Source organism: Butyrivibrio sp. MB2005 (assembly GCF_000424285.1).
In the GTDB taxonomy this organism is placed as follows: Bacteria; Bacillota; Clostridia; order Lachnospirales; family Lachnospiraceae; genus Butyrivibrio.
The window spans coordinates 87,148-103,532 of sequence record NZ_AUJP01000010.1 but is presented as its reverse complement, the minus strand read 5'-3'; the positions used below and the strand labels follow the sequence as shown (position 1 = coordinate 103,532).

Here is a 16,385-nt window from a genome sequence, read left to right as displayed (position 1 = left end):
AAAACGTCATGTGAGAATGCTCTGTAAAATCCTTTCGAATAATACTTTCCAATAATGTGATAAACCTCTTTTCTGAAAGCTTAAATTATGCTATATTTTTATTGTTTTGGAGACATTGTTTTTATGGAGGAGACTAAACATGTTGGAAAAAGTTTTTAAACTCGAGGAGCATAATACTACGGTCAAAACCGAGATTATTGCCGGCCTCACCACGTTCCTTTCAATGGCCTACATTCTGGCCGTTAACCCCAGTATTCTTGGTGCAGTAATGAATGCAAACGGTGTATTTGTTGCAACTGCAATTGCTTCTGCAATCGCAACATTCTGTATGGCATTCCTTGCTAACTATCCTATCGCTCTTTCAGCAGGACTTGGACTTAATGCTTACTTTGCATTTACAGTTTGCCTTGGAGAGCTTGGCGGAGAGCCCGGTGCATTCAAGATTGCTCTTACAGCAGTATTTGTTGAAGGTATTATCTTCATCATCCTTTCAGTTTTCAAATTCCGTGAGCAGATTATCAACAGCATACCTCAGAACCTTAAGTATGGTATTTCTGCAGGTATCGGTCTTTTCATCGCATTTATTGGCCTTAAGGGTGCAAACATCATCGTAGCTGATGAGTCTACTACAGTAGCTCTTGGCAGCTTCTCAAACGCTGAGGTGGTTCTTGCTCTCGTTGGTCTTATTATTATCATCGTTCTTGAGCATTATCGTGTAACAGGTTCAGTTCTCATTGGAATCATCGCTACATGGATTCTTGGTATGATCGCTCAGGCAACAGGCTGGTATACAGCTGGTAACGTATTCCCTGATTTCTCAGCAGGTCTTCAGCTTGGTGCTGTTTCTGAGACTGCATTTAAGTTTGACTTCGGTTGGGCTGCATCACATCTTGTTCAGTTCATTGCTATCGTATTCAGCTTCCTTTATGTAGATCTGTTCGATACAGTTGGAACAGTAGTAGGTGTTGCTGACAAGGCAGGCCTTCTTGATGAGGATGGCAACCTTCCCAGAGTAGGTAGCGTATTCATGTCAGATGCTATCGGTACAGTTTGCGGTTCATGCCTTGGTACTTCTACAGTAACAAGTTTCGTTGAGTCAAGTGCAGGTGTTGCTGCAGGCGGACGTACAGGTCTTACAGCTCTTGTAACAGGTATCATGTTCCTTGTATCACTTGTACTTAGCCCTATTTTCCTTGCAATTCCCGGATTTGCAACAGCTCCGGCTCTTATCTATGTTGGTATGCTTATGGTAGCAAGTGCTAAGAACATCACATTTGATGGTGATGTAGCTGATACACTTGGTGCTTACATGGCACTTGTAATGATGCCTCTTTCATACTCAATCGCTACAGGTATCATGTTTGCAGTTCTTGCATGGGTAATCGTTAAGGTCCTCATCGGCAAGGCAAAGGACGTATCTCCTGTTATGTGGTTTGTATTCGTACTGTTTGCTCTGAGAGTAGTAGTACTTGTTACAAACTTCCAGTAATATAGGATTGATATTTACTCCCCGTCACTTCTAAGTGACGGGGATTTTTTGTGCCTTTGCATATCAGTTTTGGATTTCTGTTTCACATTATTGCGTCATTATTGTAATAAAATATCAGACAAAAGAATGAATTGTCAGATAATAAGAAAAGTGGTATAATCAATATAGGAATTTATGTGATGGGGAGACAAGGAGGTTGCGTTATGGCAGATATCACGATTAAAGCCGCTAACAGCGGTGCGATAAATGCCGCAAGACAATCAGTGTCTATCACGGCTAATAGGATAGGAAATGTCAAAAGCAAAGCATCAGATTCCGGAAGTAAACGAAAGGAATCTGCAAAATCCCGCAAGGATTTGATTTCCGTTTCACAAGATGGAGATACTGCTCACGCCAGCGATAAGGCAAAGCATAAGCTTGTTGAACAAAGCAAAGAGAATACTGCTTTGATACAGGCAAGAGCCAAAGCAGAGAGAACAGTTAATAATCTTTATATGAATATAGCCGGCGAGGAGATGGCAGATGACCTTACCGGTGATGCTACTGTTGAAGTGTCCAAGGTTCATCAGAAGGAACCTAATCGCTATATCGAGGAAATAAAGCGTGAGTTAAAGCGCGAAATAGTGGAAGCCAGTAATGATATTGGCGTAGAAGTAGAGACAGAAATAGCAGAGCCCATAGAGGTGCAAAGTCAGCCTGTTATACCGGATACCACGAGGCTTGAGACACTGGCTGCAACTATTGATACTGAGGGCACTAAATACGAACCACAGATCACATCATTTAAAGGATATTCGGACCAGCAACTTCGGCAGATGTATCTCAGCGGTACGATATCCAGATATGCCTATGATACTGAGATGACATCACGTACTGAAGAAGATCGTGAATTCTCAGACAGAGAGCAGGTTTTCAGAGAAGGAATAGTAAGGAATCTGGCAAACCGCGGAGCTCTTGATAGAAACTCTGATTCCATCGAGGAAGCTTTTTCCGATGAAGCGTCAGATACACTTACGGGAGAGCAGAGAATGGCAATTTTTAATGCAGCTGATTCCAGGGGCGAACAAGTAGAGCCGGATAAGGAAATGCAGCTTAGTATTTAAGATTGTACATGGTATTTTTCATAAAAATATGGAGCGTCCGCTACCTGGTTAAAGAACCGGGAGGCGGACACTTTTTTGATATATGCAGGCTTAAAGCCATTGACAGAAATAACTCTAAACACTAATATTATAACGTATGATATTCTAAGGAGGAAAAATCAGTATGTCACGCAAGGCAACTATTACACAGGAAGAAATCGTAAATGCTGCTTTTAAAATTACCGTTAAGGAAGGTTTTGACCAGATAACATCCAGAAAGCTCGCAGGTGCTGCAGGATGCTCAACACAGCCTATTTTCCGTATTTATGACAATATGGATGAGCTCAAGAAGGATGTTTTAGATAAAGCAATTAAGTATTTTGAAGATTTTTGCAGAGGAAGAGAGAAGAAGCACGATACTCCCTTTGTTGATCTTGGAATCAGTTATATAAGTTTTGCTCAGCAACACTCTAATCTCTTTAAGCTTCTCTTTGTATCAAGCGATGTAAAAGAGGCTAAGAGCATGTATGATATCGTAAACGGCGATGAGGAGAATATTGTTCGTGAAGTTTCCCGTGCAAGAGAGAAGGGCGTTCAGAACGCAGAACATCTTTTCATGAAGATGTGGATCTTTATTCATGGCGCAGGCTGCATGGCTGTTACAGGAGACTATGACCTCGAGGAGGCTGACTCTGTAGCAATGCTTGAGTCTGCTTACGAAGCTTTCAGTAAGGCGTAAGGTATACGGAGTTAGTTTTTCGAATGAAGAATGTTGTTGTTATCGGATGCGGGGCTGCAGGAATGATGGCGGCGATAGCTGCTGCGGAAGCTGGCGCATCCGTTATTATTTTTGAAAAAAATGAAAAGCCCGGGAAGAAGATTTATATCACCGGTAAGGGCAGATGCAATGTGACAAATGCCTGCGATATCAGTGAGTATTTTGATAAGATTCCTCATGGCTCAAAGTTTTTATACAGCGCTCTCTATGGCTATGACAATACGAGAGTTATGGAGCTTTTGCAGAATAACGGCTGCAAGCTGAAAACAGAGCGTGGAGACAGAGTTTTCCCGGTATCAGATCATTCGTCTGACATCATAAGTACCCTTGTGAAAATCCTTAAAAAGCTCAAGGTTGAGATCAGATATCAGGACGAAGTTACATGGATTCAGACAGATTCCGAGAACAGAGTAAAAGCGGTTGTTTCATCGGATTCCGGAATAACAGAAGCTGACGCTGTGATCATGTGTACAGGAGGACTGTCCTATCCTTCAACAGGCTCCACGGGAACAGGCCACAAGATTGCCAGAGAGCTGGGACATAAGGTTACAGAGATGAAGCCTTCACTTGTTCCTTTTGAGATAAAAGAGGACTGGTGCAAAGAGCTTCAGGGCTTGTCGCTTAAGAACGTGGCGGTTAAGCTTGAACAGCTCCCGCCTGCTGTGAAGGAAGCTGCAGGATCAGAAGGTGCATCCGGTGGCAAGAAGAAAAAGAAAATAGTCTATGATGGCTTTGGAGAGATGCTGTTTACTCACTTTGGTGTGAGCGGACCCCTTATCCTTACATCCAGCTGCTATTACGAGGAGAAGGATAAAAAGGGTAATCCCTTAGAATACGTGATTCACCTTGATTTAAAGCCGGCACTTACCATTGAACAGCTTGATAAAAGAGTTCAGAGGGAATTCGAGGTATCAAGAAACAGGCAGTTTAAGAACAGTCTGAATGGTCTTTTTCCTTCAAAGCTCATTCCTGTAATGATAAAGCTTTCAGGAATTGATCCCGAGAAGCCGCTTAATTCCATTACTAAAAAGGAACGTGCGGATTTTGTGGCACTTATAAAGGATTTACGGCTTACAGTTACAGGCACAAGGAATTTTAACGAGGCTATTATCACAAGAGGCGGCATATCAACAAGCGATATAAATCCCTCCACCATGGAATCCAAGAAGATAGGTGGGCTGTATTTTGCAGGTGAGATAATAGACGTTGATGCCCAGACCGGCGGATTTAATCTGCAGATTGCCTGGTCAACGGGACACCTTGCAGGAGAGAGTGCGGTGTCTGAGTGAGACCTGTGCAGTGTGGCTACGGCTGCACTTTAAGAAAATATTTTTATTAAGGAGAAACAAAAATGGGAAAGAGTATTGCAATAGATGGACCTGCAGGTGCAGGCAAAAGCACAATCGCTAAGATTGTTTCAAAGAAGCTTGGTTTTATTTATATAGACACAGGTGCGATGTACCGCGCTATGGCAGTTCATATGACAAGAAACGGCGTTTCCGGTGATGATGCCGCCGAGATAGAGAAAAATGTGGATTCTGCTGATATTTCTATCGGTCATGAGAATGGCGAGCAGGTAGTTTATCTTAACGGCGAGAATGTAAACAGTTTCCTTAGGACTGAGGAAGTAAGCGCTATGGCATCTAAGACCAGTGCAAATGCTAAAGTCAGAGAAAAGCTTGTTGAGCTTCAGCAGAAGCAGGCTAAGACCACTGATGTTGTAATGGACGGAAGAGATATCGGAACAGTGGTACTTCCTGATGCGGAGCTTAAGGTTTATCTTACAGCCAGCAGCAGAGTCCGCGCTGAGAGACGTTATAAGGAAATGGTTGAGAAGGGCGTAGAATGCGATCTTGACACCATCGAGGCGGAGATTAAAGAGCGTGACCACAGAGATATGACTAGAGAGAACTCACCTCTTAAAAAGGCAGATGATGCTGTTGAGGTAGATTCTTCATACATGACCATTGAGGAAGTAGCTGATAAGATCATCAGTCTCTATGAGGCTAAATAATTAACGAGGTAAACAGATGGAAGTAATACTTGCCGAACATGCAGGCTTTTGTTTTGGAGTAACAAGAGCTGTTGATGTGGTTTACGAGCAGATTGAAAAAAACAGCGGTAAACAGATTTACACCTATGGCCCCATTATTCATAATGAGACCGTTGTTTCCGATCTTGAGAAAAAGGGTGTAAAGGTTATCGAATCCTGCGAAGAACTGAAAAATATTAACGATGGAATTTTGATAATCAGATCCCACGGTATCAGAAAAGAAATTTATGAGATCATCGAGAAGCAGGGACTTGAACATATCGACGCCACATGTCCTTTTGTAAAACGTATACATAATATCGTTGAAAAAGAGAGCGCCGCCGGCAAAACAATTATTGTAGTCGGAAGTGCCAAACACCCGGAAGTAGACGGCATTGTAAGCTATGCGTCGGGCCCTGTTTACGTAGTAGAGACGCCTGAGGACGTTGACAACTTGAAGCTTCAAGAGGGAACTGAGATTTGTATCGTATCCCAAACTACATTTAATACAAATAAATTTCAAGAAACCGTTGATAAATTTTCTAATTCGCGCTACAATGTTAATGTTGTGAACACTATTTGTAGTGCAACCGAAGAACGTCAGACAGAGGCAGAGAAAATTGCCGGTCAGGTTGACGCTATGATAGTGATTGGCGGAGCGCACAGTTCAAATTCACGTAAGCTGTATGAGATATGCAGCAGGAAATGTGCTAATACATATTTCATCCAGACTATTGATGATTTGAATATGGATATTCCTAAAGACATCAAAGTAGTGGGAATTACCGCCGGGGCGTCCACCCCAAAGAACATTATCGAGGAGGTTCAGAAACATGTCAGAACAATCATTTGAACAGATGCTCAATGAGTCGTTCAAAACAATTCATACGGGGGAGGTCGTTGAAGGCACTGTCATTTCTGTTAAGCCTGAAGAGATTATTCTTAACATTGGCTACAAATCAGATGGCATTCTCACAAAGAATGAGTACAGTAATGATAACAGCATCGATCTGACTCAGGTGGTTAAAGAAGGCGACAAAATGGATGTCAAGGTTCTTAAGACCAATGATGCAGACGGTCAGGTTATCCTTTCATATAAGCGTCTTGCCCTTGACAGAGGAAACAAGCGTATCGAGGAAGCATTCAACAATCAGGAAGTACTTACAGCTAAGGTTGTTCAGGTACTTGATGGCGGACTTACTGTTGTAGTTGATGAGGTTCGTATCTTCATCCCTGCAAGTCTTGTTTCAGACACATACGAGAAGGATCTTTCCAAGTATGAAGGACAGGAGATCCAGTTTGTAGTAACAGAGTACAATCCGAAGCGTAGAAGATACATCGGTAACAGAAAGACTCTTATCACAGCTGAGAAGGCTGAGCAGGCTAAGAAGCTCTTTGAGACAATCGGTGTTGGCGACATCGTTGATGGTGTTGTTAAGAATGTTACAGACTTCGGTGCATTCATTGATCTTGGTGGAGCAGACGGACTTCTTCACATCTCAGAGATGTCATGGGGCCGTGTTGAGAATCCTAAGAAGACATTCAAGGTTGGCGATACTGTTAAGGTTCAGATTAAGGGAATCGATGGCAGCAAGATCGCTCTTTCAAGAAAGTTTGATGATGAGAACCCTTGGAAGGATGCAGAGACAAAGTATGCAGTTGGTAACGAAGTAACAGGTAAGGTTGCCAGAATGACAGACTTTGGTGCATTCATCGAGCTTGAGCCCGGCATTGATGCACTTCTTCATGTATCTCAGATCGCTAGAGAGCACATCGAGAAGCCTTCAGATGTACTTAGCATCGGCCAGGAAGTTACAGCAAGAATCGTAGACTTCAACGAAGCAGATCGTAAGATCAGCCTTAGCATTAAGGCTCTTACAGCTCCTGAGAAGGAAGATGAAGCTGCTGATGATGCAGATGTTGCAAGCGTTGATATCGACAAGGTTATCGCTGAGCAGGATGCAGAATAATAATTGATTTAAATAGCGAATAATTAATGGGACTGTAAAAGATGATTTATCATTTTTTACAGTCTTTTTTTGTTTAATAGGAAATTGCGCCTTGGCGGCGCAACCTTGAATTAAAAGGCCCGGCAAGACCGGGCCACGCAAAGCGGAGGTATGCTGATTGTTATTATCAGTCTACCTCATCAAAGAATTCATCATCTTCGTGCATAAAGTAATCCATATCGAGAAGGTCTTCATCGTCCATCTCACGGATTTCATCCGCCGACATGCCTTCCGGCGGGCATTGCATGTATTTCTCTCTAAGCTTTGCTATTAGTGCCTTATCAACCATGATCTATCCTCCTGTCATGCCTCATTTTAGCATGCCAGGGAATTGGTTTGAACAGGGGCGCGACATTTGGGACGGCATTTTCCCATTACCTTTTCATATAAGTCTTCGAGAGAAACACGTTTGTGATTGTAGTATAGTTCGAGGAATTTCATGGTGCTGTTACACTTTGGACACTTTAATGGATCATATCCGAAAGCAGATAAAATTCCTGAACGCCACTGCAGGAATGATTTATAGAAGGGCCTTTTTGAAGCATGAATCAGACGGCTTAGCTTTTTGTCTGATTCCCTATGACGACCATAAACGCCATAGTAACGGATCATCTTAAAGTCTTTTTCAGGTATGTGCTGTATGAGACGCTTGATGAATTCAATGGCTGGTATGGTCTCAGTTACAAGAACTTCATCTTCATGCCGATTGTAGTGGAAAGTGATAGTATCCTTTTCTTTATCATAGGAATCTATTCTTGAAAGCCCTATTACAGGGCGACCAAGGTAACGGCCTATATACTTGGCTACAGTATTCTTATCAGCAAGTGTTGGCTTTGCATAGATGTAGAAGCCATCCTTCTGATTTTTGTAAGAGAGTGCTTTTTCTCTTTTGAACTGAGCTTTCTTTTGAGGATCAGTGATGCGGTTTTCCATAAGGCTTAGAAGAGCTGTTTGGAAAGCATGGCGCATGTATTTGAAACTGAAGAAATCGACCTTGCGCCAGAAACCTGTATCACCTACTCCACCTTCGGAGATGAGGCAGTGTATATGAGGATTCCACTCAAGCGGCCTGCCAAATGTATGCAGTACAAGGATATAACCGGGAGTGAAGTTTTGTGATTTGTTCATCTTGTAAAACATCTGGTGAATCACACTACTTGCAGCGTCAAATAAGCAATTAAGAAGGTCTCTGTCTTCAAGAAAGTAGTGACGGAGTTCTTTGGAAATGGTGAATACACAGTGACGATGCTGGCAGTTTATCAGTTTGAATGACATAGCTTGGGCACGTTTCTGAGAATATAAAGCGCCACAAGTAGGGCAGAACCTTGAATGACAGCGGAAAGGGATGAACTTGAGAGTACCACATTCAGCACAACCATACATGGCACCACCATAAGATGGATCGCCACAATTGATCATTTTATCAATGTTTTCCATCTCGGTCTTTCTGGGATGGAGTGTATATTGAATTTCTTCATAGTGATCTCGAAACAATTCCTGTAGTGTATTACGTTTCATAGATATTATTATGAAGGACTTAGGGCAAAAAACAACCCCAACCCCTCATGAGTGAGGGGCAGGGGAGTTGAGGTGCCGTAGGCACTTTTTTACGTGCTAAACCATAGCATATCTAAATAGAAACCGCTTAGACATATAAAACGACCGCTTAGACATAAAGCATTGATGCAAAGGGAATGGAACATATAATATGGACGTACAAAACAAATCAGCGATGAAATATGATTGTGAATTTGCGTAATATACGATGTGAAATGAATCAGGACATATCGGGGTAATATCTTGGTATTTCTGGATGAAAGGCAGGTAAGTTCTATGAAGAAGAGAAACGTATTATTAGTTGCATTTTCTATTATTGTATCAATGATAATTACTTTTAACAGCGCTTGTCTGGAGGTGGCGGCAGCGGCAACTGCTTGTGGCAACGATCATGCTAGTTCTTATCAGATACGAGTGATTGAACGGACGCTGGATAAGCATACAATCAGGTCGTTCTGCCCTGTATGTAACAAATTGTTAGATGGAACAAATGGAACATATGATACGTTGCTAGAGCAATCTCACACTTTAACAAGCAGGACTTATACTCCTTCTAATGCAACTTCACATAACATAAATAGCATATGTGAAGTCTGCGGTTCATTTATTATCTCTGAAGAGCATACCTTTAATTCGAAAGGCGTGTGTACAAAATGTAACTATGATAAGAATAATCCAGACGGTGGTTCGACAAGTGGTTCAGGTGGTGAAGGCAATTCTTCAGGAGAAAATGGCGGCGGCTCCGGTGGAACAGGTACCGGAGAAGGCGGTGGAAATGGTGGCTCCGGTGGCGGAGGTGGCGCAGGTGCTATGACCGGAGAAAAAATAGCTCAGATACCGGAAGGTCAGACTCTTGTTTACAATGGTAAGAAACAGACAGGAGTAGCAGAAGGCACAGGTTATACCGTTACAGGTAATAAACAGAAAAATGCTGGAACATACAAAGCCACTGCAAAGCTGGCAAAAGGATATAAGTGGTCTGATGGGACAACAAAAGCCAAGACCATTAAATGGAAGATAAACAAAGCAAAGAATCCCGGAGTGCTGAAATTCAGGAAGAATCCTACAGTTAAGTATAAAAAGCTGAAGAAAACTAAACAAACGATCAAATCTTCAAAACTGTTCAAGCTTTCTAAGGCAGTGGGCAAAGTATCATATTCGATGGAAAAAGCTAATGTGAAGATTGGAGTCAATAGAAAGACCGGTGATCTGGTAATCAAGCCTGGGCTTCCTAAAGGAACCTACAATGTAACAGTTAAGGTTTCTGCAGCAGGAGATAAGAATTACAAGAAAGGTACTGCGACAGTAACACTTAAGCTTACAGTTAAGTAATCAGAAATGGCAGATAGGAAAGGAGCTTAGAATGGAGTGTAAAACTAATAAGTCAAGGTTAATTATGGTTACATTGTTTATTGTGGCGTTGTTTATGCTTTATCCTTCCCGTATTGTAAAGGCAAGCGATTATTACAATCTATGGGTGGGGGAGACACAGGTATCTTCAGATAATGCGGGAAATATTCTTGGAAATGGTACTGCCTCGTATAATCCCGATACTAATACCCTTACGCTCGAAGGTTCTAATATTACAAGCTCATATTCAAAAAATGGCAATACATACGGTATATATTCTGAATTAGACAGCCTTACTGTGAGTGGATATGGTAGCATAAGTAGCATAACAAATTCCTCAATTGGTATAGGAAGTAATCAGAACAACGCTACTTTAACGGTGAATGGTACAGGCACTGGAATAAATATCAGTACGGTCGCGTGCGGTATCTGTACAAATTATCAATCAGAAACTCTTAATCTTAAAGGTAAGATAACCACTGAGGCAACTGGTGGGTCTTCCAGAGGCATCTTCTCAGCGGGCACTGTAAACATCGTAGATGGAACTCTTTTTGCTAAAGGTAGTTGGGGAATAGAAACGGGATTTTTTTCTGATGGAAGTAAAGATATAAATATAGGCGCAAATGTCACCAAAGTAACGGCGACAATTTACCGTGAAGATTCTGTTTATTATCCATTAAGAACCTTTGGCAATATCAATATAAATCCGGCTCTTGCTATAACGACTCCGGCGGGAGGATACGTTGGTATGGGTGATTCCAATACCAAGGTAATATTAGCATCGGATGGCTCATATCCGAAAACAGTAGTAATAGAGCCTGTAGGAAATAACAACAATGGTAACAATAATAACAACACTAACAACAATAATGATACCGACAATAGCCATAACTCCGATACCACCAATAATGAAACAACCAAGCCTGCAACAATTCCTTCATTTAGGCTTAATACATCGTCAGTAGTCATTCAGAAGGGTAAGACTCTTAAGACTGTTAAAGCAACTCTTACAAATGATGAAATAAAATCAGTGGAATCTGCAAATAGCAAGATAGCGACAGTATCTTATAGCGGAACGACTCTTTCTATAAAAGGCATAAAGAAGGGTTCTACCAAGATTACGGTAACCACTAAATCGGGACTGTCATGTAAGCTGAATGTTAAAGTACAAACCGGAGAAGTTAAAACCACAAAGCTTAAGGTTTCGAAGAAATCAGTGAATCTTGCTTCAAAAGGAAGTATTGCAACTGTAAAAGCAACAGCTTCACCAGACTATGTATCTACAAAGGAAAAAATCACAGTCAAATCAAGTAATAAAAAGATCGCGACTGCGAAGATTGATCAGGAAACCGGCGAGATAACCATTACTGCCAAGAAAAAGGGCAGCTGCAAGATTACTGTAAAAGCCGGCAAGAAGACTGTAACAATAAAAGTAAAGGTGAAGAAATAATTTAAATGAATACTTTGGGGGACTTGTTAATAAGAAGATTGCCACTATCACAAATAATGGTGTGATAACCGGTAAAAAGAATGGGAAAGCCAAAATAACCGTAACTACCAAAGATAAAAAGAAGAAGTGTGTTATCACTTTGAAGGTTGTTAAGAAGGTTGCTGTAAAAGAGGTAAAACTTGACTATACATCTGTTGACTTGAAAGTAGGTGAGAGCAAGTCAGTTACTGCGACGGTTTTACCGCTGACGGCTGGGGGTCAGAAACGATGATAAGCCTTAGATCTGTTTATTATGGTGGAACAGCAGATCAACTTAGAACATTAATAGGGTATTCTACGGATGGATTTAATGGCAATAATTACAGACATATATTTGATGATCCTGTTGCTCAGGAAACCACAGGATTTACATATAATTATCCGTATTGTCAATGAAGTATGAAGTGTTTTTACCGCAGTTGTACTTGTTGAAAACATCCTTAAGTAAATAATAAAGTTATCCTACATTCCTCATGCAAAGAATCCTCACAATTTGTTACAATGGTATTGTCTGTTGTAATTGATGGTGATCTTGGATTTTTCGCATGAGGAATTGATGGCTAATGGATGAGAAAATTAGCATTCGTCTTGAGATTGATTCTGGATATGATAAGCCTCAGGTGGTGATCAGGGCATCTGAGAAGACAGAATTAGTTGAGAGGATAATTGAGAGCGTAAAACAATGCGCTGCAGATGATTCAGATAAAAAAATTGCGGTGCGCAAAGAGGACATGGACATTCTGCTTAATAAGAAGGATATTGTCCGTGTTTATACAGAGAGCCGTAAGCTTAAGGTGTGTACTGATTCAGATGAGTATGAAGTAAGGATTCCGCTGAAGGAATTAGAGAATGTACTGAGGTCAGATGCGTTTGTCAGAATCAGCCGGGGTGAGATAGTAAATCTTAAGAAGGTTTCCAGCTTTGATATGAGTATAGCGGGGACTATTAAGGTTATTTTTGTTAATGGTACACAGACCTGGGTAGCAAGGCGTTTTATGAAGCATATCCAGGAGAGGCTGGCCGTTCTGAGGAAAGGTGGTGATAAGCATGAGTAGAATAATGAAAAGAGCTCTCATCTTAGGCATCATCGGATTCTGGATAGGTATCCTTATAGGACTTACAGTATGGTATCTGTCAAGCCAGGGAGAACCCGGAGAGCTTACACTATCAGTACATTCGGTTCTGGAACTATTGGCCGGAGGATTATATGGTGCTATCAGTATGGGATCCTCTGCGGTATACGATGTAGATCGTTGGAGCATTTTGCGAGTTACATTTACTCATTTTATTATATCCTTCTCAGGTTTTTGGGTGCTGGCCGCGATTCAGGGATGGCTATTAATTAATAATCCATTTTTCTGGCTTGGTGTTATGCTGTTTATATGGGCTTACATTACAATATGGTTTGTGAATTTTCTTATTTACAGCCAAAAAGTTAAGGAGATAAATAATGCCCTTGAGGATATCAAGGATTTGAAGAATACAGATGAAAATGGATAAGACTAGGAATTTTACCGAAGGCCCGATTTTGGGACCGCTTTTAAGTTTTGCAATACCGGTGCTTTTCTTGTAAGGATTCCGGTTTCTTATTTTATGAGCAAAAGAGAGCCTGTATCACTTTTTCATATAGGTCTGGCTACTCCCTGCTCTACGCTGGTGCAGATTGTCCTATGTTTTATCTGCATGTTTTATCTTACAAAGAAGCTTAAGAAGTCGTGATACAATGAATGTTATATAATCATAATTTTGTTTATATATATTTAATTTTACACTCATGTATTTAGTGGGCTATACTAAAATCAGTAGTTATCATGGTAGGAATTATCCTATAAATTCTTGATTAGGGGGATTTAAAGATGGCTGTTGATTACGAATGGTTCAAAGGCGAAGTATATAAGCTTACAAAGATTGATCTTAATGCGTACAAAGAAAAGCAGATGAAGCGCAGGATCGATACACTTATCAGTAAGACTGAGTGTAAGGGCTATGATCAGTACATGGATCTCATTAAGAAGGATCAGACTGCCAGAGAGACATTTATCACTTATCTGACCATAAACGTATCTGAGTTCTACAGAAATATTGATCAGTGGAATCTTATGGATAAGCAGATGGTTCCTGAGCTTATCAATAAATTTGGTAAGAATCTTAAGATATGGAGTGCTGCCTGCTCTACAGGTGATGAGCCATATACTATAGTTATGCTGTTATCTAACCATATTCCGCTTAACCAGATAAGTGTTACGGCATGGGATATCGATACTGTTGCCCTTGCAAAAGCAAGAGCAGGCGTATATGATGACAAGGAAGTTAAGGCTGTTCCTGCAGAGATGAAGAAGAAATATCTCACACAGGAAGCCGGTGGTAAATGGCGCGTAGCAGATGACGTTAAGAAGAGAGTAAACTTCAAGCAGGCTGATCTGTTAAGAGAGCCCTATCCGAAGGATTATCATCTTATCGTATGCAGAAACGTGCTTATCTACTTTACAGAAGAAGCTAAGGACGAGATTTTCAGAAAGTATTATGATTCTCTCGCACCGGGCGGAGTTCTGTTTATCGGTAGTACCGAACAGATTATCAATTACAAGGAAATAGGCTTTATCAGAAAGAGCTCGTTCTACTACGAGAAACCTATGTAACAACGGAGGGAGTATGAAAGGTTTTTGGGGAAAAACACTAATTGGAATTACGATTATTTTAGGATGCAGTCTGTTTGTGCCACAGAGCAGCGTACAGGCTGCATCTTTGCGCGGTAAAAACAATGAGGAAAAGATTTTTTATTACCTCATGGAGAACATGGATTTTAACAATGCCGCAAGTGCCGGTGTTCTTGCTAACATCGAGAAAGAATCCAGCTTTAGGACAAATGCGGAAAGTGATAACGGAACAAGTTACGGGATATGTCAGTGGCATGGTGCGAGATACGAGAATCTGAAAAGATATTGTCGCAGAGAGGGCTATGATTACAAGGAGCTTGAGGGACAGCTTGAGTATCTGAAATCTGAGCTTGAGGGTGACTATTATTACAGAAACAGTGTGCTTGAGCCTCTAAAGGGTGTAAGCAACGATAAAAAGGGTGCTTACAATGCGGGCTACAGATGGTGCTATTACTTCGAGATTCCTGCTGATAAGGAGACCAGGGCAGAGCAGAGAGGCGACCTGGCAAAGACAGTTTATTATCCCAGATATAAGGATATAGTTCTTAAGCTGACTCCGGGACAGAAGTATAAGACAGATGAAGGAACCTTCATAGCTCTTACTGAGAATACATTCTGTTTTAAGAAGGTAGCAGATAAAAAGGCTGCGGTACTGAATATTCCAAACACAGTAACTATCGGTGATATCAAGGCCAAGGTTACTGAGATTGCATCAGGTGCCTGCAAGGGCAATAAAAAACTCACTACCGTTACCATCGGTAAGAATGTAACAAAGATTGGGAAGAATGCATTTTATAAATGCAAGAATCTCACATCCATAAACATTAAGTCCAAGAAGATTGCAGAGTTTGGCCCGGGATGTTTTGCAAAGATAAACAAAAAAGCAGTATTTAAGATCAATAAGAAGGTGATCAAGACTTACAAGTCTGTTCTGAAGGAAATGACACCGGATGGAGTAAAGTTCAAGAAGAGCTGATTGTTTAATCGCCAGAGAGTTTTCTTATCGAATGTGCTTTTGAGTGAGAGATTATTCGTGACTGCAGAGGGGGATGTTCATGAAGCATAATCTTATCTATCTTATTTATACGCTGGTTCTGTTCCTTGTGGGACTTGGCTTTTTCATAGTCGGAGAGTTTAACAGGGTTGAAAAGCCTGTGCTTAAGGATCCCGACATGATTGGCAGGGAGGAAGAAACTGAACCTGAGCCTCAGGGTGTGTCAGAACTGTCGGGAGATGAGGTTGAAATGCCGGTTCCCGAGCCGGAAGAAACCACCCTTGAGGATATTTCCCTGGACAATGAGCCTGAACATGATGAAACTGATGAATCAGGAGAAGAGGGTGAGGGCGAAGAGGAAGAAGAACCTGAAGAACCTATTTATGATGGCCATGAAGAGGAGAGAATAGAGCTTATTAAGGAGAACTACATAGAGACTGAAAAATATGACAGCAACAGATGGACTATTTATTTCAGCGTGGTTTTCTGGGTACTTTCTCTTGTTTGTGCAATACTGTATTTTACTTCATGATGGTGGATAGGATTTTGTTCTTTGAAAATGTAGATTTACTGATAATATGAAAAAAGGCTGGCCATAGCGCCAGCCTTTAATTATTCTAAGGAATTTATGCTTTCTTTGGAACCCAGGTTATCTCGTAGATACTTTCCATTATCTTGCGGAGTTCATCCTTCATTTTGAGACATGCACTGTTCTCGTCAGAAAATTTCATGAGACCGATTTTTTCCTTGTGATCCATGAAATACAGTTCCCAGATCTCGCCAACCTTGGTGAGACAGATCCTGCCATCATGCCCTTTCCCAAAAGTATAGAGCTTTGAAGGAACGAGATGTTCTTTAAAAAAACTCTGCAATTCTTTAACTGTCATATTCTCCTCCGTTCCGGCCGGTCGTTACACGAATCTGCCTACATGTAGTTTTCGATACTAC

19 protein-coding genes are annotated in these 16,385 nt (G+C 41.1%); 16 read left to right on the top strand and 3 right to left on the bottom strand.

Annotated features, from left to right (window positions below; translation table 11 throughout):
- Positions 1-139 precede the first annotated feature (139 nt).
- The 7 genes from G610_RS0106155 (at position 140) to rpsA (ending at position 7,351) form a co-directional block, all read left to right on the top strand.
- Positions 140-1,489, top strand: coding sequence for an NCS2 family permease (locus tag G610_RS0106155; protein ID WP_196808033.1), 1,350 nt, complete (start codon positions 140-142; stop codon positions 1,487-1,489).
- 203 nt (positions 1,490-1,692) lie between these two features.
- Positions 1,693-2,592, top strand: coding sequence for a hypothetical protein (locus G610_RS0106150; protein ID WP_026524097.1), 900 nt, complete (start codon positions 1,693-1,695; stop codon positions 2,590-2,592).
- Between the two features lie 163 nt (positions 2,593-2,755).
- Positions 2,756-3,310 (top strand): TetR/AcrR family transcriptional regulator, encoded by a 555-nt coding sequence (locus tag G610_RS0106145; RefSeq protein WP_026524096.1) that lies wholly within the window; start codon positions 2,756-2,758, stop codon positions 3,308-3,310.
- Between the two features lie 23 nt (positions 3,311-3,333).
- Positions 3,334-4,638, top strand: a complete 1,305-nt coding sequence (locus G610_RS0106140) for an NAD(P)/FAD-dependent oxidoreductase (RefSeq protein ID WP_026524095.1) — start codon at positions 3,334-3,336, stop codon at positions 4,636-4,638.
- Between the two features lie 62 nt (positions 4,639-4,700).
- The gene (gene cmk, locus G610_RS0106135; RefSeq protein WP_026524094.1) at positions 4,701-5,363 is read left to right on the top strand and encodes a (d)CMP kinase; all 663 of its coding nucleotides are present in this window, start codon (positions 4,701-4,703) and stop codon (positions 5,361-5,363) included.
- 16 nt (positions 5,364-5,379) lie between these two features.
- Complete coding sequence (gene ispH, locus G610_RS0106130; protein WP_026524093.1) at positions 5,380-6,234, top strand: 4-hydroxy-3-methylbut-2-enyl diphosphate reductase; 855 nt, start codon at positions 5,380-5,382, stop codon at positions 6,232-6,234.
- Entirely contained in the window at positions 6,215-7,351 is a 1,137-nt protein-coding gene (gene rpsA / locus G610_RS0106125; RefSeq protein ID WP_026524092.1) for a 30S ribosomal protein S1, read from the top strand. Before ispH ends, rpsA begins: the two co-directional genes overlap by 20 nt.
- Before the next feature lie 166 nt (positions 7,352-7,517).
- Here rpsA and G610_RS23305 read toward each other — a convergent pair whose 3' ends face one another.
- Both G610_RS23305 and G610_RS19935 read right to left on the bottom strand, forming a co-directional pair.
- Positions 7,518-7,679 (bottom strand): hypothetical protein, encoded by a 162-nt coding sequence (locus tag G610_RS23305; protein ID WP_196809816.1) that lies wholly within the window; start codon positions 7,677-7,679, stop codon positions 7,518-7,520.
- Between the two features lie 26 nt (positions 7,680-7,705).
- Complete coding sequence (locus tag G610_RS19935) at positions 7,706-8,908, bottom strand: IS91 family transposase (RefSeq protein ID WP_035797091.1); 1,203 nt, start codon at positions 8,906-8,908, stop codon at positions 7,706-7,708.
- A 315-nt stretch (positions 8,909-9,223) separates the two neighbouring features.
- Between G610_RS19935 and G610_RS19930 the strand changes: the two genes are divergently transcribed.
- The 9 genes from G610_RS19930 to G610_RS0106070 all read left to right on the top strand — a co-directional run bounded on the left by G610_RS19930 (position 9,224) and on the right by G610_RS0106070 (position 15,969).
- Positions 9,224-10,279, top strand: coding sequence for a hypothetical protein (locus G610_RS19930; protein WP_026524091.1), 1,056 nt, complete (start codon positions 9,224-9,226; stop codon positions 10,277-10,279).
- Between the two features lie 31 nt (positions 10,280-10,310).
- The gene (locus G610_RS0106105; RefSeq protein ID WP_026524090.1) at positions 10,311-11,747 is read left to right on the top strand and encodes an Ig-like domain-containing protein; all 1,437 of its coding nucleotides are present in this window, start codon (positions 10,311-10,313) and stop codon (positions 11,745-11,747) included.
- 37 nt (positions 11,748-11,784) lie between these two features.
- Positions 11,785-12,018: a hypothetical protein gene (locus G610_RS0106100; protein ID WP_081667268.1), complete on the top strand. Its 234-nt coding sequence runs from the start codon at positions 11,785-11,787 to the stop codon at positions 12,016-12,018.
- Complete coding sequence (locus G610_RS23010) at positions 12,015-12,182, top strand: hypothetical protein (protein ID WP_155830972.1); 168 nt, start codon at positions 12,015-12,017, stop codon at positions 12,180-12,182. The genes G610_RS0106100 and G610_RS23010 overlap by 4 nt, the downstream gene beginning before the upstream one ends.
- Positions 12,183-12,349: 167 nt before the next feature.
- Complete coding sequence (locus tag G610_RS0106090) at positions 12,350-12,841, top strand: LytTR family DNA-binding domain-containing protein (protein WP_026524088.1); 492 nt, start codon at positions 12,350-12,352, stop codon at positions 12,839-12,841.
- The gene (locus G610_RS0106085; protein ID WP_026524087.1) at positions 12,834-13,286 is read left to right on the top strand and encodes a DUF3021 domain-containing protein; all 453 of its coding nucleotides are present in this window, start codon (positions 12,834-12,836) and stop codon (positions 13,284-13,286) included. The genes G610_RS0106090 and G610_RS0106085 overlap by 8 nt, the downstream gene beginning before the upstream one ends.
- 356 nt (positions 13,287-13,642) lie before the next feature.
- A complete protein-coding gene (locus G610_RS0106080) occupies positions 13,643-14,425 on the top strand; it encodes a CheR family methyltransferase (protein ID WP_026524086.1) in 783 nt (260 codons plus the stop codon).
- Positions 14,426-14,438: 13 nt separating this feature from the next.
- Positions 14,439-15,419 carry a phage tail tip lysozyme gene (locus G610_RS0106075; protein WP_026524085.1) on the top strand — a complete coding sequence of 327 codons (981 nt, stop codon included), beginning with the start codon at positions 14,439-14,441 and terminating at the stop codon, positions 15,417-15,419.
- Between the two features lie 79 nt (positions 15,420-15,498).
- Positions 15,499-15,969: a hypothetical protein gene (locus tag G610_RS0106070; protein ID WP_026524084.1), complete on the top strand. Its 471-nt coding sequence runs from the start codon at positions 15,499-15,501 to the stop codon at positions 15,967-15,969.
- A gap of 94 nt (positions 15,970-16,063) precedes the next feature.
- Here G610_RS0106070 and G610_RS0106065 read toward each other — a convergent pair whose 3' ends face one another.
- Entirely contained in the window at positions 16,064-16,324 is a 261-nt protein-coding gene (locus G610_RS0106065; protein WP_026524083.1) for a hypothetical protein, read from the bottom strand.
- Between the last annotated feature and the right edge of the window lie 61 nt (positions 16,325-16,385).